The sequence below is a fragment of the Nocardia sputi genome (assembly GCF_023501985.1).
Genome location: NZ_JAMFLC010000018.1, coordinates 202,552 through 224,547, shown reverse-complemented (window position 1 = coordinate 224,547; position 21,996 = coordinate 202,552). Strand labels below are relative to the sequence as shown.

Below are 21,996 nucleotides of genomic sequence, written 5' to 3'. Positions count from 1 at the left end.
GCGGGGCATTACGGTGGGACACGAAGACCTCCGGCAGGTGAATGCGTTCCTAGACAGCTCGCACTTCACCCGGAGGTCTTCGCCATGTCAGCCCGACACGCCGCTACCAACGTCCGTGGTCAGTACAACTAGGCCGCCTGCCAGATGAGCGACCTCCACACACTCCTGGCCCCCACCGCTGTGACTGCTCTTACGCCACTGCGCCTCGGACAGGTCAACTTTCACGAACTTGCTCCCTCATCACGTGTCACTCGACAAATTGCTACGCGCGCTCGAATGCACCCTTCGCGACACCAGAGGTGAAGGCGTCCCACTGGCCGGGCGTGAAGATCAACGCCGGGCCGGTCGGGTTCTTGGAATCCCGAACGCCGACCAGACCGCCTTCCAGGTGAGCGACCTCCACGCATTCCTTGCCCCCACCGCTGCGGCTGCTCTTGAACCACTTCGCCCCGGACAGGTCAACGTCCACTGTCGTACTCCCTTGCTACCTGTCGCATCAGGCTCTTACTCGTCGGCACATCCAGGGTGGATTGCTGGATGACGTTGTAAGCCTGACGATACCTGCCGACGTCTTTCGGCCGTTCGAGGTACATGTCACCTGCGTATGACTCCACGTAGACGACGCTGGGCGCGACTTCGCGGCCCTTCGTATCCAGACTGAAGTCCAGGATCACGAACGGCCCTGGGGCGATGCCGAGCGGGAAGCCCGCAGAGAATGGTTGGATGCGTATCGTCACGTTCGGCGGCATGTTCGCCAAATGCCGTAGTTGACCATCCATGACCTTTGGTCCGCCGACAACGTATCGAAGGGCCGCCTCATTCAAGATGAACGCGGCGCTCGCGGGCTTGGTTTTACGGTGAATCAAGGCTTGACGCTTGAGTCGCAACTCTGCGCGTCGCTCGAGATCTTCCACCGGCTCGTCTGGGAAATATGCACGGTCCAGTGCACGTGCGTAGTCCGGAGTCTGAAGTATGCCCGGGACGATATCGGGCCGGTACAGGGTTAGACGGTGCGCGCTGGACTCGAGGCCGACATAGAGGTTGAAGTTGCCTTCGATCAGGTCATCGAACGCGTGCCACCACGACTTGACCGTAGCCTGCTGCGCCAGCCCTTTGAGCGCAGTTGTCAGGTCCGGGGCCACATCGTAGATACGGCATAGCGCCTCGACATCGAGTTCCCGCACCTTCGGCGACTGCCCCTTCTCCACACGTTGAAGCTTGCTCGTCGACCACTGCATCATCGGCGCGACTTGTTCGAGTGTCAGATTCGCGGCTTGCCGAGCCTCCCGTAAGTACCGACCGAGTTGACGTCTGGGCAGTGTCGTCTCGATGTCGTCGGACACGCTCCCTCGCTTCCCGTTGCGCCCGTGGGCGATTCCTGTGATGGGAAAAGTCTCGAGTACTCACGGCAATGCGTCTGGGGATTTGCGAAAACTCTTCATGAAAACCCATGGCGGGCTTGCAGGAAGCTGACCTCGAGCGTTCTCCTTGGGGGGCGCCTAGTCGGAGGCTGCTCGGAGCGCCCCGAACTTTTCCCCGTCCTCTGTGCAAAAGGTCGGGCCGGGACACGGCGCACCTACCAGCAACAAATCTGAGGGGAGCGCAGATGGAGATGCAATCGTTCGGAGACACACCGCAATCCAGGTGTCACTACTACCGCCGCGAGTGCGATCTGCCCGCTGTGATCGACCCTCCCGAGTTGGGGCGGATCGTCCTGCGTGCCGGGTACGTGTGCGGCGTTACGATGCCGACCCGATTGGGCCAAGCTGTCAAAGCCCATATTCAAGTCCGGAGAGGGCAACCGGGACCGGTTGTGGGACATCCTCGTTCGGATAGATGGACCTTTCTGACGAAGGCGGACCTGCCGGACGACGACCGCTTGTTCGCCGAGTTGTTCCGGCTGGACGTGAGCGTGGCCCGGTCCGGGGCGACGATCGCGCTGCCCTCTCCCACCGCTTCTTCCGGCGCGATCCGCCACTGGATCGTGCCGCCGCGCGGCCCGTACCGGCCGTCCGGCGGCGTCTTGCTCGAAGGTATCCGGGCCTGGGCTGATCAGATGCCGAATCACCCTCGCGGCCGCCAGATGGTGTCCCGTGCCTGATGACCGCGTCACCTGGCTGTTCCCTTCCGACGGCGCCGGCCGACGAGGCCCGCTGCGATCCCGGTTCGCCCACGACAACCCGCACTGGCCGGTGTCCAGCCGCAAGAACGCGATACGAGCGCTCGACCTGCACTGCGACTGCGACTACAGCACCTGCTCCACCTTCGTCGCCGCCGTGATCGTCAGCCGCGACAATTTCCGCTACTTCCGTGACCGCGCACCGGAGACGCCGTGACATCCCCACGTCCCGACGAACCCGACGTCCGCTTGTCGGTGTTCCTGCACGGCACTCGATTCGATTTCGCCGCCTGCCTGACCGCCGCCCTGCTCTTCCTCCAGGAACACCAGACCCAGCGTTACACCGACGCGGTGACCGTGGCCCTGACCGACACCACCGGCCTACGCCGCCTACCGAACGAACGCCTCTTCTTGGAGCCGTGAGTCGACTTGCTGCGGGGCACGAGCGACGTATGGCTCGTTCCAGCCGCCGGTAGCGTCTACGCGCAGGGTGGGGCGGGTGCGTCGACGAACAGCGGCTTGCCGGTGGGTGGGGCGTAGACCACGTCGAGGACGAGCGGTTCGATTCCGAGGTTCAGGCCGACGTGGACGTTCCATTCGCCCGCGGGCTCATAGATGAACTCGCTGGTGCGGTAGACGGGCGCGGCACAGTCGGGACCGGGGTGGGTGAGCGTGCCCGATCGGACGAAGCCGAAGACAGGGCCGTCGTGGTAATGCCAACCGGTGGAGCCGCCGGGACCGATCGTGATCTCGCGGACGACGAGGTCGGTGCCCGCGACGAACGGGAGCAGGCCGGCGGGGATCTGCGCTTGGCCGAGGGTGACCGCGGTGATGTCGCTACCGGGTGTCGCATGGGCGGGCGCGGCACCCGCCAGCGCACCGGCGAGCACGACGGGCGCTACTGCGACGCGGAGTGAGAGCGTCATCCTGACAGCTTAATCCCACCGGGTCGCCTCGCACCTCCGCTTGCACGACAGTTGTAGTTCGTTAAGTTCCACGCCCTGCCGATCACACCCGACGCCTTCCACGGCGACTGGAACTACACCGTGGCCCCCTGCGCACCACACCCGCCCGAGCAAGCCCCGACCCACCGCACGCTCGATCCCGCCGTGACCGAAATGCTCACCGATCCGACTCTGACCGGCATGTCTCGAGCGGACTTCGCGCACCTGGTCGCGGTCTCGGAACCGTATTGGGACGCCCTGGCAGAGGCGGCCTTCCAACGTCACTTCCACCGCCCGCCCCAAAAATCAACTCCGACAGTGATTTACGGACAAGCCCCCAGCGCCCCGCAATACATCCGCGCCACACCAGGAGAGTTCGTCCCGTCCTTCGGGATACCGGTGTCATCGACCACGAGGGCGTCCGGATCGATCAACCTCGCCGCCCACCCGGTCAACCGGGCCCTCACCTCGGTGTGGTCCCAGGTCGAGGTGGTCACGAACTGCTGGAGCTGCTGGTGAGCATCCCAACCCACCTGACAAAGTCCTACCAGGCGCGCCGGGGGAGCTTGGTTGCCTCCTCTGTGACCTGGGGGCGCACCTCGGGCGGTATCAGGGCGGCGATGCGGGTGCGGGAGTTGATCAGCAGCTTGTTGAAGATCGAGGCCATCTGCGCGTCAACGGTTTTGGTCGATGTGCCGCGTCGGGCCGCGATCGCGGTGTTGGTCCAGCCTGCGGCCGCGAGGACGGCGACCTGTTGTTCGGCGGCGGAAAGTTCTTGCCAGTGCGTATAGGGCTGGTTGCGAGCGGGGAGGTGGATCGATGACTGGCCGAGTGGCATGTCGCCGAGTGCCAGCCGTGCCGCTTCGTGATGTTCGGCTCGCAGCGTCGCGCCCGAACGGTACGCTGCGGCGAAGCGTGTGCCGAGCACGGAGCGAGCGGCCTCGGTGGCCGCGTCGGTCGCGGCCACGAAAGGGCCTAGGTTGGTGTGTTCGGCGGGGATGCGTTTGCGGAGTTCGCTGCTGCCGCCGAGTAGGTGTGCGATCTCGGTTGCCCATTCGACGAGCTGTTCCCGGCGGACTGGACGGCTCTCGGTGCGTGCGATGACGATCGACTTGGCGAGGGTCCAGGCGCGCAGGTGGGTGCCGAGTAGTACGCCCCAGCGGTCGTTTATGTCGAGGTGCGCTCGCAGCGCCAGGCGACCCAGCGGCATTGCCTCGCGCGGATCGTCGTGGATGGTGAGCGCGAGCGCAAGCACGAACTGCGCCCACGACGTCGCCCACTGGGCCCCGGCGCGGGTGGCTCGGTCGAGGTAGTCGCGTGCGCTGTCGAGTGCTTGCGCGGCGGTGCCGAGCAGGGCCGCCGCCAATGCCCCGGTCAGCTCGCTGGTGGCCGAGGCGCCGAGATCTCCTGCCGCGGTGAACTTTTCCCGTGCCCGCTGCAGCACCGCGACGGCTCGCACGTCTCCGCGCGCCAGCAGTAGCTCGACGCCGTGTGCGAGGTCGACCCATGCGGGCAATCCGTGATCGTGTTCGGGGTTCGTACGCCAACGGGCTCGATCCGCCTGGTCCGGTAGGCATAGTGCGACACATTCGTCAAGTGCGCGTGCGGCATCCGCGTTCGCGCCGCGCATCAGACTGAGCCAGGTCATCAGCGCTTTCGCTTCGATCCGCAACGCCATCGGCAACTGCGCCGAATGCTCCGCGAGCGTCACGGTCCGTTCGATCAGTGAATATGCCTCGCGCAATGAGCCATTGAGGATCGGCAGGCGAATAGTGACGACGCCGACGGCGATCCGCAGGCCCTCGACGGCGGTTTCGGGCGAGTGCAGACTCTCGTCGATGGCGCGCACCAGGTTGGGCCAGACCAGCCGAGCCCAGTGCAGCAGTTCCTGCTCGGCCGGGCCGAACCATTCGGCCTGCGCTCGAACGATTTTGCCGCAGTAGTAGTTTCGGTGTTTCGCGGCCAACCGCTGCCACTCGGTGGACGAGCGCTCGTGCAGCCGCTCGGCGGCGAAGATCCGCAGGCTCTCCACCAGCGAATAGCGCACCGCTGTCGGTGTCAGGTGCAGTGAAACCAGCGAGTGGTCGGCCAAGCGATCGAGCAGATCGGCTATCTCCGCTCGCGTGATGACCGCAGCGGTGCCGTCGAAATGCTCATCGGCACATACTGCTTCGATCGCCTCCAGATCGGCGCCCCCGTCCCGGTCGGCGAAGCCCGCGTCGTCTTCGGACGCGGTGTCGTACCCGGCGGCGAAGATCGCGAGCCGCTCGAACAGCAGCCGCTCCTTGGCGTCGCAGAGGTCGTAGGACCAGGCGATGACGTCGGCGATGCGGCGATGCCGTTCCTCGACGCCGAACCGGGGTCCGCCCGACCAACGCAGGCGGCGATCACCAGATTCTCCGGTCAAGTCGCGCAGCAGCATCGCCAGCGGCTGCCGGTGCAGCCGAGCCGCCGCAAGCCGAATATAGAGCGGATTGTTGTGCACTCGCGTGCAGATCGACACCGCCTGCTGAACCTGTTCGCGGTGGACGATCGGATGCCCGGCCAGCTCGGCACGAGCGCGAAACAATGCGAGGGCTTGTCCCTCCGTGAGCGGCGGAACAGGGAGTAGTCGCTCGTCGGTCCAGTCGATCGGCTTTCGGCTGGTCGCCAGGATCGTCACATCTGGTGCCGCCGCCAGTAGATTCGTGATCACTTGGCCCGCTGCGAGCAGCACATGCTCGCAGTTGTCCACCACCACGATCGACTGCCCGGCCCGCCCTCCGCCCGTTCGGTCGGTCAGCGTCTCGACCAGTGTGTCCCAGGCTGACCGTCCCGAAAAGTCCGCGTCGACAACGGCTCTGGCGAATTCCTCCTCGACGGCGGTCACACCGCAATCCTTGGACAACCTCGACAGTCGCACCCAAAAGTGGGGAATCCGTCGTGCCTTCTGATATCTGCGGATCGCTTCGTGCGCCAGGGAAGTCTTGCCGATGCCGCCCGCGCCGACCAAGGTGATCAGCCGAGTGGAGCCGAGCAGCAGCGTCGCGATAGTCGAGAGTTCGCGCTCTCGACCGACGAAATCAGAACTTTTCGAGGCGTTCTCGAATGCCGATAACTGGCCGGCCGAATGTGGCTGAGGAACTGTCGCGAGTGCACTAGTGACCTCATGCGTGCTACCGATCCAGTGCACCGCAGGTCCTCTCTGTGTTCAGTCGAGTGATCGACGAGCCGAATGTCTGTTGTGGTTGGTCGTGCTGGCGGCGTCGGCGGCGTCGGCAGCGGCGCGGGTGACCTCGCGAACCGCCCGCCGGTTGCGGCCGAGAAGTTCGTGCCTGGCGAGCCGGAACATCGCCCGCGGGTTGGGTGGTAGATAGCCGAGCTGGGTCATCATCGCCAGGTCGTCCCGAACGGCTATGTGGCTGTTGGTCTTTCCGCCTTTGAACGTGTCGATGTGGGCTTGCCGTACCCGGATGGGGCGCCCGGTCGCCGGGAATACCTTGGGCTTCGCGCCGGGCGGGTAGACGATGAACGGCCCGGTGTGGACGGCGCACATTTCGGTGAAGGCGCAGGCGCGATCGCCGGACTCGATGAAGTCGAGGATGTCCCAGCGCAGGTCCGAGAACGCGGTACGCAGCCAGACGCCGGTGGCCAGCATGCCGGGCACGCCGGGCACGCGGCAGGCGGGCGGTTCGTCGAGCGCCATGTGGTTGACGTGATCCGGGCTGATCACACGGTGAGCGAGTTCGACATCACCCGTGGCAAGCATCCGGAACTCGTTCTCGACGATCTCTCGCGCATCCATGAGCAGCTCCCTGCGGACCATCAGTATGATTACTAGACTGGTATGCTAGCGAGTATCACGGATAATGTGAACCCATGACCGGCGAAGTCAAAGCCCGACATCGCTCCACCCGCCGTCAGCTACAGGCAGCCGCGACACGGATCGACATCCTGAACGCGGCCGAAACCCTGTTTCTGGCCCGCGGCTACGCGGCGACCTCGGTCGATGCCATCGCCGAGGAAGCGAACGTCGCCCGCGCGACCGTGTTCACCGCGTGCGGATCGAAGGTGGAGATCCTGAAGGCGTTGCGGGACATGCGACTTGTTGGTGACGACGAGCCGATTCCGATGCTGGAACGCCCCTGGTTCCGCGAGGCCCTGGACGCCGAAAGCACCGAACAGGTCCTGCGACTCCACGCGCGCAACATGCGGATGATCTGTGACCGTGAGGCGGGTCTGGAGCTGGTGCTCGCCGCGGCGGGCGACGTCGAGCCGACGCTGCGCGACCTGCACGCCGAGTCGCACCAGCAGCGGCAGGCCGGGCTCCGCATGATCGGCGAAGCAGCAGCGGCCAGAGCCGCAGCCCCCATCGCCGACCTCGACTCATACGTCACCGTCGTGTACGCCCTATCCGGCCCCGAGGTGTACGACCTCCTGGTCCGCAAAGCAGGCTGGACATCCGACCGCTACGAAGAATGGCTCGCAGCAACCCTCATCCAGCAGTGTACGGAGTCGGCGCGGCGGTCGTAGGAAGCGGTTCCACGCACGCGCTGGATCGCTATCTATGCGGATATGGGATCCGTGATGTATGCGTTTGCGCAGCGTGCCCAGGGACCAGCGGCGGTCCCCGATCAATGGAGTGGTCCCCGGAGGCTGCGCCTTCGCGTCGGGGTCGGCGCTGCCTGTCCGGCCGTCGCCGTCCCGGTGGATGGCAGTCAGACCGCTGGATTGTCGGGCGACTGAGCCTGCACGGAAGGTGTGCAATCGGCTCCAGCATGCTCACAGTCATAGTCGGTGACTCCCACACTGGGTATATGGCTGGCGAACGCAGAAGAGTTGCTCATTCGCCGGGTGATCGCAAAGAACACCGATCCGCTTGTTTTCTACCCAGGTAACGTCATCGCCGATCGCAATAATCCACACCTGCGTGAGCAGGCAGACGCTGCTCTTCGAGAACCGGTATTCTTCGAGCTTGCGAAAAAGTTCGGCGAAATCGATCGGTTGGTCACCGACCTGGACATAGAACTGGACAAACTTCTGGGTTCCGTTGCCGTTCGGCTCGCAGAAATTGTGCCGTCGCAGACGACGAGCTGGAGCCTGTCATCGACTGATCGAGTAGGACTTCCTGGGGCGAGCCGTGACAAACCGAGACGAATCCGGCAGGACATAAATTGGACAGCGCCCGACTGTGCCCTGCCGTATTCAGCTCTTTCGAATCTGTCGGCGTCAGTCGAGAGGTGACAGCACTACCACGGCGGTCGGTCGCGTCGTCTGTTTTTGGTAGGCCGTATATTGTCCGTCGAGAACCTTGTCCATGATCTGGAACATGCGCGTGTAGTGCGGGTCGCCTGGATACAACGCACGTGCCACCACCCGTATCCGCCGCCGTACGATCTGAATTTCGCACGCCGGCTGCGACTTCAGATTCGCCAGCCACCCCGGCGGTCGCGGCGAACCGCCATTGGACGCAGCGATCAGATAGTCCTCGCCGTCCCGTCCGTAAACCAACGCCGAGGTCCGCAAATGCCCCGTTTTGCGTCCAACCGTCCGTAGCAGCAGCGTCGGCTTCCCGAGCAGCGTCCGATGCCCGACGAATCCACCACTGTGCTCGTAGACCCACTGATGCACCTTTAGGACATGCGCGAAGACACCAGGCATGGATCACCTTTCATGCTGTCACAGGACACTCAGCCTAATCACCCGACCGTCCCACCGGCTTCCCAGCCCGTGGCATATTCGGCGGCTTCGAAGGAGACCCTGAACCAACAAGCGAGCGTTCATCAGTTCATCTCGCCGGATCGCTGGGTAGACCAAGCTGGCTCGCGACAGGGCTGATGGTTGTTCAACCCATCAGTACTCCAGCATCACTTCGTGATGTAACCGGCGTCGTCGCTGGTAGTGGGCCTGTTTTGCCTGGTGCTGGTGGCGCCTGCGCCAGGTCGACCAGTGCAACGCAGTGGTGAGGTTCGGTGACGGTGTGGTCAGGTATGCCAGGAGACGTCTGATCTCACCGACCGTGAGTGGAATGAGGTCGCTGCCAATGCTTTTGGGGAGCTGGCGGCTGTCACAGCAAGGTATGTGGGTGCCATGTAGTAGGCCGTTCCGAGTTCGCCTTTGGCGTCAGCGACCGACGAGCCAGCAGCCAGCGTCCCCAGCCGGGTCCGGCCTCGCTCACGGTCGGCACCGTGGCGACGGCCCAGTCGAACACCCGAGGGCCTTTCGCGCCGTTTCCGCAGCTACGGCGCTTCCACGCCTGCGGGGGCGCGTCGGCCACGATCTGGCCGGCGCGGCTGCTACCGGCAAGCGACATGACGACCGGCGCGCTACTGGGCACCGCCACCACATACCCGATCCGCCGCCGCTCGAGCCAGGTTCGGAACTTCGAAAATCCCGCCCGTGGCCCATCGCCATCGCCTCGCTGGCGAGGTAGAGCCGACGACGGCGTTCATCCAGATGCGGCAGGAATTGATCGAACTCGACCCGCAACTCAGCAGCGGATCGACAATCTCGCAGACGACACATACCCAAGTTTCCCGCCGTCACCCCACACTTCGCCCCAAAGATAACTCTGACAGTAATTTACCGACGAGCCCCGGCGGTGCCGGAATACTGCCGCTGAACCCCCGCCGAACGAGTGCCCTTCTTGACGAACCCGTTCGTCGCAGATCAACACCCCCTCGGAATCACCCAACTGCTCCACTACATAGGCCCTCACATCGTCACGAACCCCGTCGACGTCCCAGTCCGCCATGCGCAGCATCCGCTGGATCCCGTCCGGACGCACCGCACCGCACCGGCATGCTCGGCCACCGTCCACCCGTTCTTGCGCTCCAGACCCGCGACCAGGCCCGACACATACTCCCTGGCCCGCGTCCGCGGCTCCACACGCGGATCTGCTCCGGCTGACCACGATCGGCGCGAGAACCGGCCAAGAGCGGCAACGGTGTCCTGTGTTCGGTCGGCTCGCCACCACTGGTACTTATCATTCTGGCCTGATCACGCTGGCGACGACGCCGCACAATGCCACCGCCGCGGCCACCCACTCACCTGATCTATGAGTGCGCGGCCTCGGTTTCGGCGCTACCAGCTACGGCAGCACCTCCGAAGACGTCGCGGTGCCCGCGCGCAGTGTCCATGTACTCGCGAACCCTGTGGATCAGGCCGTCCCGTAACTCGAAGACGAAGCAGTAGTCATTGCTGTAGGCGTTTCCGTTCGCCAACGTGGCACTCATCGTTTCCTCCACGATCACCCGGTCTCCGTCCAGGTAGAAGCCGCGAAAGTCCACAGTGACGTCACTGACGAACAATTTCGTGTACTCGTGGGCGAGGAAGTCGGTGATCGCCTGCCGACCGATCATGTGACTGGGGATGTCGAGCGCGACCGCGGTGGCGTTGTCCGCTGGGGCGAGCCATTCGGCGTCCTCGGTGAAAAACGGTGCGATCCGCTCGGCGTCGTGACTGGCGAACGCCCGCCACGCGGCCTGGACGATAGCCCGGTTGTCGGTGGTCATGGACCCACAGTACAAATGTCCCACGCGGCAGGCTAGCGGAAAACAGACAAGATCATCTGCGTCAGTGCGCCGACCGGAGCGTCCGCAGCCGTCCACAATTGTGCCGCCGCGCTCTCCGCGACCCGGCGACGCCACGGTCGTGGCGGTACGCGGCGTGAGTGTCCGGAATCCGGCGACTGGATTACGGTACGTACGTGGCCAGGTCAGACGAAAGGGATTCGGCGGCAAAGATCATCGACGCCGTGGTGTCGATGCTGGAGTCGGACGGTTACGACGCGGTCCAACTGCGGGCAGTCGCCCGAAGTGCGCACGTCTCCCTCGCCACGGTCTACAAGCAGTTCCCCACCCGGGACGATTTGATGCTCGCCGCGGTCGAGCGGTGGATGGCCACGAACACCTATGCGGCCCCCGCTCCGACGCTCGAGGGCGAGTCGCTGACCGATGGTCTGCTTCGTCTGCTGCGGTACGTCTTCGAACCGTGGGAGCGCAATCCTCGGATGCTGGAGGCCTACTATCGCGTGCGATCCAGCCCGGCGGGCCGTCGACTGGACGCACAGGGTTTCGACGCCGTGCTGCCCGCGGTGGGCGCCCTCTTCGCCGATATCGATCCCGAGTACACCGCGGACATCGCGCTCGTGCTCACCCACATGACGTACGCGCTGATCGGCCGATTCGCGCACGCCGATCTCGACATCACCGAGATCCTGCCCGCACTCGAGCGGACTGTTCGCAGGCTGACCGGTAACAACGAACCGCTGGCCGCGCCCACCGCGCGGCGGACCGACGGTGCTGGGACTTTCCCCTGGGATCCTTCGATCGTCTCCCCGTTCTCCCCCGGTCCTCCCGCCGACCCAGCACAGCCACCGGACACCCCGGATCAGCCGCCGACGTAGTAGGTCACGCATACCTACGGGAGGGATCGATCACACGCGCCGGTGCCGCCCCGGACGAAGGCCGAGGCGGTTCAGCCCCGCACCGTGCGCCGATCACGACGGCGAGTCCGGCTGTCGCGACGGTATTCCCGCCCGCGGTGCGGTGTCCGAATTGATCAGGTACGCCCGGCCGGTACAGCATCTGCGGTATGCCGTCCACACCGCTGAATCCAGCAGGCGACGTTCCGGACACCGGGATTCCCGGCCATCTCGCTGCCGACATGACCATGGCCGAGCAGCACGACTGGCATCGCGCCTACCTGCGCCGTCATCCGGTGTCGCGGCGCAATGTCCTGCGGGGCGCGGCAGCGGCCGCAGCCGTCGCCGCGGTCGGCGCCGCGCCGTTCGGCGGGCGCGCCTACGCCGAGGAGTCGCAGCTGGCGGTGGGTGGACGGCGGGTGGCCTTCGGTGCGGATGCGGCGAGCCAGTTGCGTTTCGCGGCGCAGTTGTCGCGACGCCCGGCGGGCGCGACGGTGTACCTCGACCACGGACCTACGCCGGCGCTGGGCGGGACGGTCGAGGCCGAAGTGCGCAACCTGCTCACCCAGGTACCCACAGCCGACGGCGGAGTGCTCGCTGCCGAACAGTTCTACGTCCACGCCCCGGTGGACGGGCTGCCCGGTCGCGTGCCGCACTTCTACCGATGGCGGACCTCCGAGGGATTCGTCGGCGACATCCGTGCCGCCGCGCCCGCGATGCCCACAGGACGCGCCGCGATCCTTCCGTTCCGCTTCACCATGATGGGCGACCAGGGCACCGACGAGACTCCGGCGCTGCCGGAGGGCATCGCGCCCGGTGACTACGACGACAAGTACTACAAGGCCGACAACGATCCGGCCGCGCCGCACGCGAGCAATGTGCTGCGCCAGATCGCCGCGGCCCGGCCCGATTTCCACATCCTCGCCGGCGACATCGCCTACGCCGACCCCTCCGGCGCGGGCAAACCCGGACAGTTCGTCCGGCACGGAGCGCGGCCGGCGAGCGGGTTCGACAAGTACAACCCCTACGTCTGGGACGCCTACTTCCACGCCATCGAGCCCAGCGCCGCGCAGACGCCGTGGATGTTCGCCACCGGCAATCACGACATGGAGGCGACGTACGGCGAACACGGCTACGGCGGTCATCTCGCGCGCCTGGACTTCCCCGGCAACGGTCCGGCGGGCTGCCCGGCGGCGTACTCGTTCACCTACGGCAACGTTGCGGTGCTCTCACTGGACGCCAACGACGTCTCCTGCGAGATCCGCGCGAACACCGGCTATTCCGGTGGAGCCCAGACGAGTTGGGTGGAGCGCACGCTGGCCGCCTACCGCGCCGACCCCGGCATCGACTTCATCGTCTGCTTCTTCCACCACTGCGCGTATTCGACCACCGAAGCGCACGCCAGCGACGGCGGCGTGCGGGACGCGTGGGTCGGTCTGTTCGACCGCTACCACGTGGATCTGGTGCTGCAAGGCCACAATCACGTCTACGAACGCACCGATCCGATCCGCGGCGGGCAAGCGACGAAGGTCGCGGGCGACAACTCGATCGTCTATCCGGAGACCGACGGGACCGTCTACTACACCGTGGGCGGTGGCGGACGCCCGCGCTACGAATTCCAGCCCGAATCACGAGAATCGTTCCGGGGCAACGAGTTATCGGACACGACGGTGCCGAACAGCTACGTCTGGACGCCGGGCGGCGGCAAGCAGGACGAAGCCGCGCCGTGGTCGCGGGTCCGCTTCCGGAACTACTCGTTCCTGCGCGTCGACGTCCGGCCGGGCGTCTTCGCCAGCGAGATGGACGTGGTCGCGGTGGACGAGTACGGCCGCGAATTCGACCGCGTGCTCTTCCGGCGCCAGGTGCGGCCCTGAGCCGGCCTACTTCTTCTTGGGCGGGAGCGCGCGAGCGTAGGCGACGCCGCGCTCGACCCATTCCCGCAGGACTTCGTCGTCGTCGACATCGGTAACCAGCAGCCAGCCGACCATCTCGCGCCCGCCCATGACCATGGGCCGCGCGGCGTCACCGAGTAGCCGCTCACCTTCGTCGGGACCGACCCGCACCAGCAACCCACCCTGCCCGCTGGCCGCCACCGCCATATTTCCGCTGATCAGGAAGCTCAGGCCGCCGAACATCTTGCGCTCGGTGAGTTCGGGGCCGGGCGCGATCAGCTCCCGGATTCGCTCGGCCAACTCTTCGTCGTATGCCATAGCGGCATTGTCCGCCCGGAGTACGACAACGCGGTGATTTCGCGATCCCGGCCGTTCACGTGTCCTCTGTCGCACTTCTGCGAGGTCGAGACGGTCTGCACAGGCTCCCGCCCGCCGAACGAGTAGCCATCGGTTACCGAAAACAGCTGTATGCCAGTGCATTTCGCACTGTCTCCAACGTGCTCCTCCAGGTACGTACGTACACCCCCGAGCCGTCTGGATGTCATTGACCGTTCAAGCGGATGTTTCCGTACCTGTCTGTAATACAGGGCATGAGACGCGGGTGGGAACTGTCATTACAGCTCGCGTGCAACCGGTTTCAGCATTCGCAGTCGACCGCGCCCCCGAAGACGGGACGAAGGACTCTTCCGTGCACATCTGCTCCCCAGCGGTGCGATCCCGCACTGTCAGCCGTAGCTCGTCCGAACGGCTTCCGGTCCGAGTCCCCCGCGAGTTCCGCGTAATCCGGCATATCCACGGCGGCGGGCCCGGCCTGCGGTCACTCGTCATGGCGAGTCCTTGGCGGCGAAGGGCGATCTGGTTCGGCCTGACCGCATTCGCGCTATTCGTGTTCCCCGGTTTCATCGGCGCGCTTGCCGTCGCCCAGGACGCGGCGGGCGCCACGGCGGAGACATCCGAGATCGACGGACTCAGCTGGATGAACGTTCGCGACTCGTCGGGGATCGCGCTGTCGGATTATCGCTTCGCGACCGGTGACGAAAGCCTGTTCAAGCCGCGCGCCACCATCCTGTGGGCCGTGCTGGGCTTGGAGTTCATCGGCTACATAGCCATCGTGACGACGGCGATCTGGCTGATCGGCTACGCGTTGAGCTTCCGGTGGCTGGACATGTTCAGCGCGGCGTTGCGTGGCGTGGCCGATGCTCTGGCCGGTCAGATCGCGACGCCGCTCATGCTGGTCACCGCGGCGAGCATCGGTGCGTTCTTCGTCGGGTGGTTCATCGTGCGCGGCTATCACGCGAAGGCCACCATGCAGGTGGTGACGATGGTGGGCGTGGCGTTGCTGGGGCCGCTGTTCCTCGCCGAGCCACTGGCGGATGTGCTGTCCTCGGACGGTTTGCTTGCCCAGGGCCGTGATCTGGGCATCTCGGTGGCGGCGGGCTTGAACGGGAACTCCGACCCGAATCCGACCCAACTGGTGGCGACGATGCAGAGCGATCTGGCCGACAACTTCGCCCGGCAGCCGCTGCAAGTGTGGAATTTCGGGCATACGGTCGACCAGCGGCCCGCCTGCCGGTCGGCATGGTCGGCCGGGGTGTCGGCCGGTGACGACGCCCGGGTGATCAGCGGCATGAAGGCATGCGGAGACGCCGCCGCGCAAGCGAAGGCCCAGAATCCGTCCATGGGGCAGGTCGCCACCGGATTTATGCTGTTGACCTGCGGCGGCATCTTGCTGATCTTCGCGATGTACCTGGGGCTCAAGGTCATCAAGGCCGCGCTGGACACGATCTACCACGGAATCATGTCGATATTCGGCTTCGCCGCGGGCGGGTTCGTGTACGGCCCCACGCAGACATTTCTGGTCCGCAATGTCGTGGACAGCTTCGTCGCCGCGGCGCGAATGACGGCGTACACCATATTTCTCGGTGTCTACATTCTTTTCATGGGAAACCTGTTCGCGCAGGCTCGCGGCCAGGTCATGGCGGTGATCGTCATCGCGGGCACCGTCGAGATCGTCGCCATATTCCAGCTCAGACGCCTCAGCAACGGCCTGACCCGCGGCAACGACTGGATCGCCAACCGATTCGGTCTCGCGATCCAGGGCAGTTCGAGCAAGGCGGCCGGCAGCAGCGGCACAGCCCTCGGCATGGGTGGTGGCGGCACTGGGAAGACCTCGCCCGGCATGGGGCTGATGAACACGCTCACCACGCTCAGCGCCATCAACACCTCGCCGGTGACGGCTTGGCTCGCCGGCGGAAGGGTCAATCCGCTGAATCCGCTGGCCGGCGCACGACGCAGGATCGAACGCTCCACCAACAGGATCTTGACCAGCCGCGAAGAGGGATACATCGAGCATCAGCTCGCCCGCACCAACTGGCGAGGTGTCGCGGTCGCCGCGGCCACGGAGGCCGGGGGCATGCACACCCAACTGGGCGTCTCTCGCGCTCTGAAAGTGCTGCGCGACAACAAGGTTCCCGATTCGCGTATCCATTCCGTCCTGCTCTCCTCCGGCGCCACCAACGAGCGGGTCACGCACGCGCTGACGGCGTACTCCGTCCAGGAATCGACCGCATCGCAGAATCCGTACAGCTTCGCACCGTTGCAGAAGGCGATCGCGGCGGCATGGGCGGTGGACAATCACGTCGGCCACGAGGCACACGACGCCTTCGCCGCCCAGGCGGTCATCTCGGCGGACAGCTTCGTCCGGCACAGCAACGCACCGGCCCCCGGCGCCGCGATCGACCAGGCGTTCGTGCAGCGGGTGGAGCAGAACTGGCATTCGGACCGGGCATTGCGCGCCGCGATCACCCCGGACGAGTGGGACGGCGCGGGCCGTGACACCCGCTGGGCGATCGGCCACCGGGTCGCGACCATGCATCAGGAGGCGGCTCGGGCCTACTACGAGAACCCGACCGACATCAACCGCGAAGCCCTGATGCGCTCGGCCAGGCGGGTGGCCAACCTCGACCACCTCGATCCCGAAGGGGGGCTCGACCCCTGGAATCCGTAGCGGAGACAGGCTGCCCGGTCAGACCCCCAGCGCACTGGCGAACATCGGCCACGACTCGTGCACGTCGTCCTGCCAGTACGTCCAGGCATGCGTGCCCACGGGGCGCAGATTCGCCGTGAACGGGATGCCGAGGGCATTCAAGCGGTCCAGGAACGCCCGGGTGCAGCCGTTGATCACCGTTTCCATGGCCCCGCCGACCAGCAGCCGGTCGACCAGCCGGCCGGGGTTGCCGTCGATGCCCGGATCGCTGAGCGTCTCGTGGGGTCCCGGCACGCCGGTGCCCGCCGAGATGTAGAGCGCCACACCGCGCAGCCGCTCTGTCTGCACCATCGGGTCGTGTTCGGACCAGGCCGGGTCACCAGGCGGACCCCACATATTGGCCGGGTCCGCGCCGAACACCGCCAGCTGCGCCGCGACGATCGCCTGGCCCATCGGATCGCTGACGCGTGGGCACCCGCTGTACGCGCCCACCGCCCGGTACAGGCCGGGCGCGCCGATCGCGAGGTTCAACGCGGAGGTCGCCGACATGGACAGTCCCGCGACGGCGTTGCGGCCGTTCATCCCGAACCTGGCCGCGAGTAGCGGCGGCAGTTCCCTGGTCAGGAACGTCGTCCATTTGTTCCGGCCGAGCACCGGGTCGTCGCGCGACCAATCGCTGTAGTAGCTGGCGCGCCCGCCCATGGGCACGATCACGTTGACCGGCTTGTCCGCGAAGAACGCCGCAACGTCGGTGCGCCGGGGCCACGGCCCGCCCTCCTCACCCCCGTCCACGGCGTTGAGCAGGTACAGCGCGGGTGCGCCGGAACCCGGATGCGAGACCCACAGCGTGATGGGGCGATCCATCGCTCCCGAATGGACTACGACTTCGAATTCCCGCCCGCCCAGCGAGCGCACATCGATGATGCGAGCGCCGGGAGCGGCGGCGGCTGTCGTGGGCGGGACGAAGGCGGCGCATACCGCGAGAAGTGGAACCAGGCATCGCAGGAGCCGGTACATGAATGAGTTCCTATCACGCCCGCCCAAGCCCTTGAGGCATCCATCCAGCATGTTACCGAATGCTCACGAATTCGCATTTGAAGTGGGATAAACAGCGGAGACTCGGCGATTTTCTCAAATCTAGCTATTGTTCAGCAACGACAGTTGATGTGGCCCCGGTACGGCCGTCGGCACGTCCTCGGCCGTTCGCGGTCGGTGACCTGGGGAGGGACGGCGCCGCTGCGGAGCCGGGGCGGGTGACCCGGCCCCCGCGGCCGGTGGTGTCGAACCGTCAGAAGACGGGGGTCCACTGCTCGGCCTGCGGCCGACCGGGCAGCGGCTTGCCGATGAGGGCCAGCGGGACGAAGAAGTTCACCTGGCCGATGGCCATCGCGAGCGTGGCCAGGGCTTTGTCGTCGTAGTACTCGGCCGCGCGGGCGTAGAGCTCGTCGGGCACTCGCTCGCCGAGCGGTGCGGGTTGCAGAACGGCCTCGACCAAGGCGAGCGCGGCGCGTTCTGGCTCGGTGAAATACGGGGCGTCACGCCAAGTCGCCACCGCGGCGATGCGTTCCTCGGATTCACCGGCGGTGCGCAGGTTGCCCGCGTGCAGGATGGCCAGGTAGGTGCTGCCGACGATCTGGCCGGCGCGCAGTTGGACCAGGCTGACCGTGGCCGGCGGGATCGCTCCGGTGCCGGTGGCCTTGAACAGCGCCGCGCCGACCTCTCCCAGTGCCGGGACGAGCTGCTGTGGGTTGGGCAGACGGGAGCCGCTGCGCTGCTGGGTGGTGGTGTTCGCGTTCATGGTCCGGTTTCCTTATCTCTCGGGGTGAATCTGTGGTTGGTGTGATCAGTCAGGCGTACTGGGGCCGGCGTCGGGAGCCGCCGAGTGCGCGCAGGGCGGCTGTGGTGGAGCCGCCCTGCGGCAGCCAGGCGCGCGCGGCGAAGGTGGCGACGGCGAAGAACAGCGGCATCGCCCACTTGTCCGGGCCGTCACCGGCGGCTACGTGGGACGCGGCGGCGCCGCCGTAGACGAAGACCAGTCCGGCGTAGGCCCATTCCTTGGTGCGGGGATGGCCGGGCGTGAGGATCGCCGCGAGCGCCGCGGTCTTGGCGACGCCGAGGATGGTCGCGAAGTACATAGGGTAGCCGAGGTGGTCGAACGACTCACGGACATAGGAGATCCGCGCGAGGTCCCAGTACGCGCCGACCGCGGTCTCGGCCAGCACGGCGGCCACGGGAACCCAGCGCGCGAGTTTCATGCCGCGGGTGCGGATTTTCGAGGTGGTGTGAGTGGACATGTTCGTGTCGCTCCTGATGGTCGATGGAGGGGAGTCAGGCGGCCGACGCGAAGTCGGTGTCGGTCACGGCGCGGTGCAGGACGGCGGCCAGCCGTCCGTTCTCGGGTGCGTTGAACGCGAACGCCGCGCGGTGGCGGGTGTAGCCGTAGGTGAGACCGCTGTGCGGATCGGCGAATCCGTCCGAGCCCGCGGAGCCGGTGTGCCCGAAGGCGTGTACGCCGAGGAACGGATGCAGAAGGCTCTTGGCCTCGAATCCCAACGTGTAGGGTGCGCGGTTCCCGCGCACCAAGTCCGCGCCGCTGGAATGGACTGCGGAAATGGTGGCGATGGTTTCCAGGGACAACAGCGGTGGCCGTCCGTCGACGCCGGTGGTGGCCGCCGCGTACATCCGCGCCAGGCCGCGCGCACTGCCGACGCCGCCGGCCGAACCCTGCCCGAGGCGGCGCACTTTCGTGTCGTTGGGCAGCGCCATGACGTCGGCGGCGGTGAAGCCGCGCGCGTTGAGGTTGTAGGAGATCCCGGCCATACTGTGCGGGTTCGGTGAGTTCGCGGCGAAGGCCGCTTCCATCTCCGGCGTCGCCCGCCACGGCAGGATCGGCAGGTACCGGTGATCCAGTTCCTCGGGCAGACCCAGGTATACGTCCAGCCCATAGGGGGCGCGGACGCGCTGCTCGAACAGTTTCTGAATGGTGCTTCCGGTGACCGCGCGCACCACCTGACCCAGGATCGCGTACATGACGAACCCGCCGTAGCCGTGCACGGTGCGCGGCGCGAAGTAGGCCCGCTGCTCCACCAGCCGCTCGGCGATGATCTGCTCGTCAGCCAGTTCCGCGACGGTGCAACCACCGTCGACCCCGATGATCCCGGCTCGGTGCACGAGCACGTCTCGCACCGTGATGCGCTCCTTGCCCGCGGCTGCGAACCGCGGCCAATAGTGGGCGACCGGCTTGTCGACGTCGAGAGCCCCGTCCTGGATCAGCAGCGCCATCACCAGGCCCGCGGCCCCTTTGGTAGATGAGTGCAGGCCGGTGAGTGTGGTCCCGGTGACCTCCGCGCCCGCCCACAGGTCCACCACCTGGCGGCCGCGGACGAACGCGGCCAGTTGCGCGCCCGATTCCCCGTTCTCCTCGGCGACCACGGTGGCGAACTCGGCACGCACCTGTTCGTAGCCCTCGGCGACGGTGCCGTGTACTTCGATCGCGTTCACAGTGTTGTTCCCTTCGACAGTTGCCCGGCTTTGCGGATCGTGTTCCGGTGCACTGACGTACAGCGGGAACAGACTGTGACCGCAGCACGGAGAACTCCTGGTCGAAGCGCTGGCGAGCCCTTCGGCCGCGCATCTCGCCGACGGGTCGGCCAGGCCGCACGACGGACCGGCGAAGGGATAGGGTCACGTTTTCCGTCGCCGGTTCGTCATCGGTTCGGGAAGAAATCGAGGAGGATCCCGTGCACGATGAGCAGTTCCTGGCCGACCGGTTCGAAGAGCACCGCACACACCTGCGGTCGGTCGCCTACCGGATGCTCGGCTCGCTCACCGAAGCCGACGACGCGGTTCAGGAGGCATGGCTGCGCCTGGCCCGCACCGACGCCGCCGGCGTCGGCAACCTGGGCGGTTGGCTGACCACGGTCGTCGGACGGGTCTGCCTGGACATGCTGCGGGCACGCAAGAGCCGCCACGAGGAACCGTTAGAGGCCCACCACCTACCCGACCCGGTGATCACCAGCGAGACCACGCCCGGCCCGGAACAACAAGCGCTGCTCGCCGATTCGGTGGGACTGGCGCTGCTCATAGTGCTGGAATCGCTGAGCCCGGCCGAGCGACTCGCCTTCGTCCTGCACGACATGTTCGCCATGCCGTACGAACAGATCGCGCCCATCGTGGATCGCACGCCGCAAACCGCCAAGAAGCTGGCCAGCCAGGCGCGGCGCCGGGTCCGAGGCGCGACACCGGGCCCCGACCCGGACCTGTCCCGGCAACGCCGCGTCGTCGATGCCTTCCTCGCCGCCGCACGCGGTGGAGATTTCGACGAACTACTGCGAATGCTCGACCCCGACGTGGTGTTGCGCGCCGACGCCGGCGAGGCGATGCGCGTGATCCGGGGCGCGACAGCCGTCGCCGGGCAAGCCGAAACCTTCCAGCGCATGGCCACCCTCTGCACCGTCAACCCGGCGGTCGTCAACGGCGTCGCCGGACTGGTCAACACCCTCGACGGCGCCCCGTTCTCGATCATGAGCTTCACTGTCGTCGGCGGCCGTATCACCGCCATCGACATCCTCGCCGACCACGACCGACTCGCGCACCTGGACCTGACCGCAGTCCTCGGATAAGGCGAATCGGCTGTTCGATCGGTCAAGCGGCGCGCACGACCTCCGCGAACACCTCGTCCGGGTCGGACGCCTTCAAGCCGAACGTGTCGCGGATGGCCGAGTCGTCGACGGTGAAGGTCGCGTGCGACATGTGGTAGGTCTCGAACAGCTCGCCCCAGAACGGGTCGGTGATCGCCAGCAGCGCCAGCTCGCGATCGCTCATGACCGCCAGCTGCGGCTCGGGCGCACCGGCCGCCGCGGCGAATCGTCCGGCCAGCTCGCGCACGGTCGCGGTGATGGTGGGCGCGTGCCAGGCGCGCCCCCAGGCGCGTTCGTCGCGCGCGACCGCGACGGCGGCCGCCGCGGCGTCGCCGATCGCGGTGTAGGCATGGGGCAGGTCGAGCGCTTGGGGCAGCAACGCCAACCGGCCGCCACGGATATTCGGCTCGGCCAGTATCGAGAACAGCGAGGCGGCGCCGGCGCCCACGAATTGCCCGGCCCGCACTTCGACGGCGCGCACGCGACCCGCGCGGTGGGCCCGTTCGGCCTCCTGCCACATCCGGGCACGTACGCGGCCTTTCGGTCCCGTGGCCGCCAGCGGCGACTGCTCGGTGAGCGGGCCGTCGGCGGGACCGTAGCCGTACAGGTTGCCCAACATCACGTAAGTCGCGCCGACCTGTTCCGCGGCGGCGCGAATGGACCCGAACAGCGGCGGAACGGTCTGCGGCCAAGTGTGATACGCGGGCATGGCCATGTTGAACACGGTGTCGGCTTGCTCGGCGAGTGCGGCCAGCGCGGCCGTGTCGACCGCGTCCAGCGCCACGCGCTCGATGCTCGGGTTCTCGGGGCCCGCGCCACTGCGACTGACCATGCGTACCCGGTCGCCTGACTCGGCGAGTAGCTTCGCGGTGGCCGAAGCGGTAGCTCCGCGACCGACGATGACATGCGAACGCATGCGAATTCCTCTCTACTACAACAGCATTCACACGACCAGCGCCGGAGCGCATACCGTTCGCTGATCGCGTGCTACTCAGCCTGCCGCCGCGCGGT

Annotated in this window: 23 protein-coding genes and 2 pseudogenes; 9 read left to right on the top strand and 16 right to left on the bottom strand. The window is 66.5% G+C overall.

Annotation, left to right across the window (positions count from 1 at the left end; all coding sequences use genetic code 11):
- Window positions 1-87: 87 nt before the first annotated feature.
- The 3 genes from M8859_RS37325 to M8859_RS23915 are packed head-to-tail and all read right to left on the bottom strand — an operon-like array spanning window position 88 to window position 1,343.
- Window positions 88-225 carry a DUF397 domain-containing protein gene (locus tag M8859_RS37325; protein ID WP_249644842.1) on the bottom strand — a complete coding sequence of 46 codons (138 nt, stop codon included), beginning with the start codon at window positions 223-225 and terminating at the stop codon, window positions 88-90.
- Between the two features lie 37 nt (window positions 226-262).
- Window positions 263-469, bottom strand: coding sequence for a DUF397 domain-containing protein (locus tag M8859_RS23920; RefSeq protein ID WP_195069462.1), 207 nt, complete (start codon window positions 467-469; stop codon window positions 263-265).
- Complete coding sequence (locus M8859_RS23915) at window positions 459-1,343, bottom strand: helix-turn-helix domain-containing protein (RefSeq protein ID WP_236565285.1); 885 nt, start codon at window positions 1,341-1,343, stop codon at window positions 459-461. The genes M8859_RS23920 and M8859_RS23915 overlap by 11 nt, the downstream gene beginning before the upstream one ends.
- Window positions 1,344-1,813: 470 nt before the next feature.
- On the opposite strand from M8859_RS23915, the gene M8859_RS23910 reads away from it, so the two are divergent.
- From M8859_RS23910 to M8859_RS23900, 3 genes are read left to right on the top strand one after another with little or no spacing between them, the layout of a single operon-like run.
- Window positions 1,814-2,101 carry a hypothetical protein gene (locus M8859_RS23910; protein ID WP_249644841.1) on the top strand — a complete coding sequence of 96 codons (288 nt, stop codon included), beginning with the start codon at window positions 1,814-1,816 and terminating at the stop codon, window positions 2,099-2,101.
- Entirely contained in the window at window positions 2,094-2,336 is a 243-nt protein-coding gene (locus tag M8859_RS23905) for a hypothetical protein (protein ID WP_195138886.1), read from the top strand. Before M8859_RS23910 ends, M8859_RS23905 begins: the two co-directional genes overlap by 8 nt.
- Window positions 2,333-2,542 (top strand): hypothetical protein, encoded by a 210-nt coding sequence (locus tag M8859_RS23900; RefSeq protein WP_159920763.1) that lies wholly within the window; start codon window positions 2,333-2,335, stop codon window positions 2,540-2,542. Before M8859_RS23905 ends, M8859_RS23900 begins: the two co-directional genes overlap by 4 nt.
- 56 nt (window positions 2,543-2,598) lie before the next feature.
- On the opposite strand, the gene M8859_RS23895 is transcribed toward M8859_RS23900, so the two are convergent.
- The 4 genes and pseudogenes from M8859_RS23895 to M8859_RS23875 all read right to left on the bottom strand — a co-directional run bounded on the left by M8859_RS23895 (window position 2,599) and on the right by M8859_RS23875 (window position 6,847).
- Window positions 2,599-3,045: a cupin domain-containing protein gene (locus M8859_RS23895; protein WP_159920761.1), complete on the bottom strand. Its 447-nt coding sequence runs from the start codon at window positions 3,043-3,045 to the stop codon at window positions 2,599-2,601.
- Between the two features lie 353 nt (window positions 3,046-3,398).
- Window positions 3,399-3,581 (bottom strand): annotated as a pseudogene (locus tag M8859_RS23885) (transposase); the annotation flags it as partial.
- Between the two features lie 26 nt (window positions 3,582-3,607).
- Entirely contained in the window at window positions 3,608-6,235 is a 2,628-nt protein-coding gene (locus M8859_RS37320; protein WP_372492935.1) for an AAA family ATPase, read from the bottom strand.
- Window positions 6,236-6,253: 18 nt separating this feature from the next.
- Window positions 6,254-6,847: an ester cyclase gene (locus M8859_RS23875; RefSeq protein WP_159920757.1), complete on the bottom strand. Its 594-nt coding sequence runs from the start codon at window positions 6,845-6,847 to the stop codon at window positions 6,254-6,256.
- A 74-nt stretch (window positions 6,848-6,921) separates the two neighbouring features.
- Here M8859_RS23875 and M8859_RS23870 point away from each other — a divergent pair, with 74 nt between their 5' ends.
- Together M8859_RS23870 and M8859_RS23865 are read left to right on the top strand one after the other, a co-directional pair.
- Complete coding sequence (locus M8859_RS23870) at window positions 6,922-7,575, top strand: TetR/AcrR family transcriptional regulator (RefSeq protein WP_195069464.1); 654 nt, start codon at window positions 6,922-6,924, stop codon at window positions 7,573-7,575.
- Window positions 7,576-7,839: 264 nt separating this feature from the next.
- Entirely contained in the window at window positions 7,840-8,286 is a 447-nt protein-coding gene (locus M8859_RS23865; RefSeq protein WP_249644839.1) for a hypothetical protein, read from the top strand.
- Here M8859_RS23865 and M8859_RS23860 read toward each other — a convergent pair.
- From M8859_RS23860 to M8859_RS23850, 3 genes and pseudogenes are all read right to left on the bottom strand, one after another.
- Window positions 8,272-8,703 (bottom strand): nitroreductase/quinone reductase family protein, encoded by a 432-nt coding sequence (locus M8859_RS23860; RefSeq protein ID WP_159920751.1) that lies wholly within the window; start codon window positions 8,701-8,703, stop codon window positions 8,272-8,274. The two genes, M8859_RS23865 and M8859_RS23860, sit on opposite strands and share 15 nt — an antisense overlap.
- 933 nt (window positions 8,704-9,636) lie before the next feature.
- Window positions 9,637-9,933 (bottom strand): annotated as a pseudogene (locus tag M8859_RS37895) (transposase); the annotation flags it as partial.
- A 164-nt stretch (window positions 9,934-10,097) separates the two neighbouring features.
- A complete protein-coding gene (locus tag M8859_RS23850) occupies window positions 10,098-10,556 on the bottom strand; it encodes a nuclear transport factor 2 family protein (RefSeq protein WP_159920747.1) in 459 nt (152 codons plus the stop codon).
- A gap of 194 nt (window positions 10,557-10,750) precedes the next feature.
- On the opposite strand from M8859_RS23850, the gene M8859_RS23845 reads away from it, so the two are divergent.
- Both M8859_RS23845 and M8859_RS23840 read left to right on the top strand, forming a co-directional pair.
- On the top strand, window positions 10,751-11,449 hold the full coding sequence (locus M8859_RS23845; RefSeq protein WP_223521163.1) for a TetR/AcrR family transcriptional regulator: 699 nt from the start codon (window positions 10,751-10,753) through the stop codon (window positions 11,447-11,449).
- 188 nt (window positions 11,450-11,637) lie between these two features.
- Window positions 11,638-13,341, top strand: coding sequence for a metallophosphoesterase (locus M8859_RS23840; protein WP_249644838.1), 1,704 nt, complete (start codon window positions 11,638-11,640; stop codon window positions 13,339-13,341).
- 6 nt (window positions 13,342-13,347) lie between these two features.
- Here the strand turns inward: M8859_RS23840 and M8859_RS23835 are convergent, their stop codons facing one another.
- Entirely contained in the window at window positions 13,348-13,677 is a 330-nt protein-coding gene (locus M8859_RS23835) for a TfoX/Sxy family protein (RefSeq protein ID WP_195069467.1), read from the bottom strand.
- 508 nt (window positions 13,678-14,185) lie between these two features.
- Between M8859_RS23835 and M8859_RS23830 the strand changes: the two genes are divergently transcribed.
- The gene (locus M8859_RS23830; protein ID WP_195069468.1) at window positions 14,186-16,366 is read left to right on the top strand and encodes a hypothetical protein; all 2,181 of its coding nucleotides are present in this window, start codon (window positions 14,186-14,188) and stop codon (window positions 16,364-16,366) included.
- An 18-nt stretch (window positions 16,367-16,384) separates the two neighbouring features.
- Here the strand turns inward: M8859_RS23830 and M8859_RS23825 are convergent, their stop codons facing one another.
- The 4 genes from M8859_RS23825 to M8859_RS23810 all read right to left on the bottom strand — a co-directional run bounded on the left by M8859_RS23825 (window position 16,385) and on the right by M8859_RS23810 (window position 19,846).
- On the bottom strand, window positions 16,385-17,362 hold the full coding sequence (locus M8859_RS23825; protein ID WP_159920739.1) for an alpha/beta hydrolase: 978 nt from the start codon (window positions 17,360-17,362) through the stop codon (window positions 16,385-16,387).
- A 271-nt stretch (window positions 17,363-17,633) separates the two neighbouring features.
- Complete coding sequence (locus M8859_RS23820; protein ID WP_195140637.1) at window positions 17,634-18,143, bottom strand: carboxymuconolactone decarboxylase family protein; 510 nt, start codon at window positions 18,141-18,143, stop codon at window positions 17,634-17,636.
- 49 nt (window positions 18,144-18,192) lie between these two features.
- A complete protein-coding gene (locus M8859_RS23815; protein ID WP_249644837.1) occupies window positions 18,193-18,639 on the bottom strand; it encodes a DoxX family protein in 447 nt (148 codons plus the stop codon).
- Window positions 18,640-18,673: 34 nt separating this feature from the next.
- A complete protein-coding gene (locus M8859_RS23810) occupies window positions 18,674-19,846 on the bottom strand; it encodes a serine hydrolase domain-containing protein (RefSeq protein ID WP_249644836.1) in 1,173 nt (390 codons plus the stop codon).
- A gap of 239 nt (window positions 19,847-20,085) precedes the next feature.
- Between M8859_RS23810 and M8859_RS23805 the strand changes: the two genes are divergently transcribed.
- Window positions 20,086-20,967, top strand: coding sequence for a sigma-70 family RNA polymerase sigma factor (locus M8859_RS23805; RefSeq protein ID WP_159920731.1), 882 nt, complete (start codon window positions 20,086-20,088; stop codon window positions 20,965-20,967).
- A gap of 22 nt (window positions 20,968-20,989) precedes the next feature.
- On the opposite strand, the gene M8859_RS23800 is transcribed toward M8859_RS23805, so the two are convergent.
- The gene (locus M8859_RS23800; RefSeq protein ID WP_159920729.1) at window positions 20,990-21,901 is read right to left on the bottom strand and encodes an NAD-dependent epimerase/dehydratase family protein; all 912 of its coding nucleotides are present in this window, start codon (window positions 21,899-21,901) and stop codon (window positions 20,990-20,992) included.
- Window positions 21,902-21,996: the final 95 nt, after the last annotated feature.

What these genes read in the sequence shown, in the direction of transcription:
- M8859_RS23825 (WP_159920739.1), bottom strand. Translation starts at nt 17,362, where the DNA reads ATGTACCGGCTCCTGCGATGCCTGGTTCCACTTCTCGCGGTATGCGCC.
- M8859_RS23830 (WP_195069468.1), top strand. Translation starts at nt 14,186, where the DNA reads ATGGCGAGTCCTTGGCGGCGAAGGGCGATCTGGTTCGGCCTGACCGCA.
- M8859_RS23850 (WP_159920747.1), bottom strand. Translation starts at nt 10,556, where the DNA reads ATGACCACCGACAACCGGGCTATCGTCCAGGCCGCGTGGCGGGCGTTC.
- M8859_RS23870 (WP_195069464.1), top strand. Translation starts at nt 6,922, where the DNA reads ATGACCGGCGAAGTCAAAGCCCGACATCGCTCCACCCGCCGTCAGCTA.
- M8859_RS23875 (WP_159920757.1), bottom strand. Translation starts at nt 6,847, where the DNA reads ATGGATGCGCGAGAGATCGTCGAGAACGAGTTCCGGATGCTTGCCACG.
- M8859_RS23860 (WP_159920751.1), bottom strand. Translation starts at nt 8,703, where the DNA reads ATGCCTGGTGTCTTCGCGCATGTCCTAAAGGTGCATCAGTGGGTCTAC.
- M8859_RS23840 (WP_249644838.1), top strand. Translation starts at nt 11,638, where the DNA reads ATGCCGTCCACACCGCTGAATCCAGCAGGCGACGTTCCGGACACCGGG.
- M8859_RS23815 (WP_249644837.1), bottom strand. Translation starts at nt 18,639, where the DNA reads ATGTCCACTCACACCACCTCGAAAATCCGCACCCGCGGCATGAAACTC.
- M8859_RS23895 (WP_159920761.1), bottom strand. Translation starts at nt 3,045, where the DNA reads ATGACGCTCTCACTCCGCGTCGCAGTAGCGCCCGTCGTGCTCGCCGGT.
- M8859_RS23800 (WP_159920729.1), bottom strand. Translation starts at nt 21,901, where the DNA reads ATGCGTTCGCATGTCATCGTCGGTCGCGGAGCTACCGCTTCGGCCACC.
- M8859_RS23835 (WP_195069467.1), bottom strand. Translation starts at nt 13,677, where the DNA reads ATGGCATACGACGAAGAGTTGGCCGAGCGAATCCGGGAGCTGATCGCG.
- M8859_RS23820 (WP_195140637.1), bottom strand. Translation starts at nt 18,143, where the DNA reads ATGAACGCGAACACCACCACCCAGCAGCGCAGCGGCTCCCGTCTGCCC.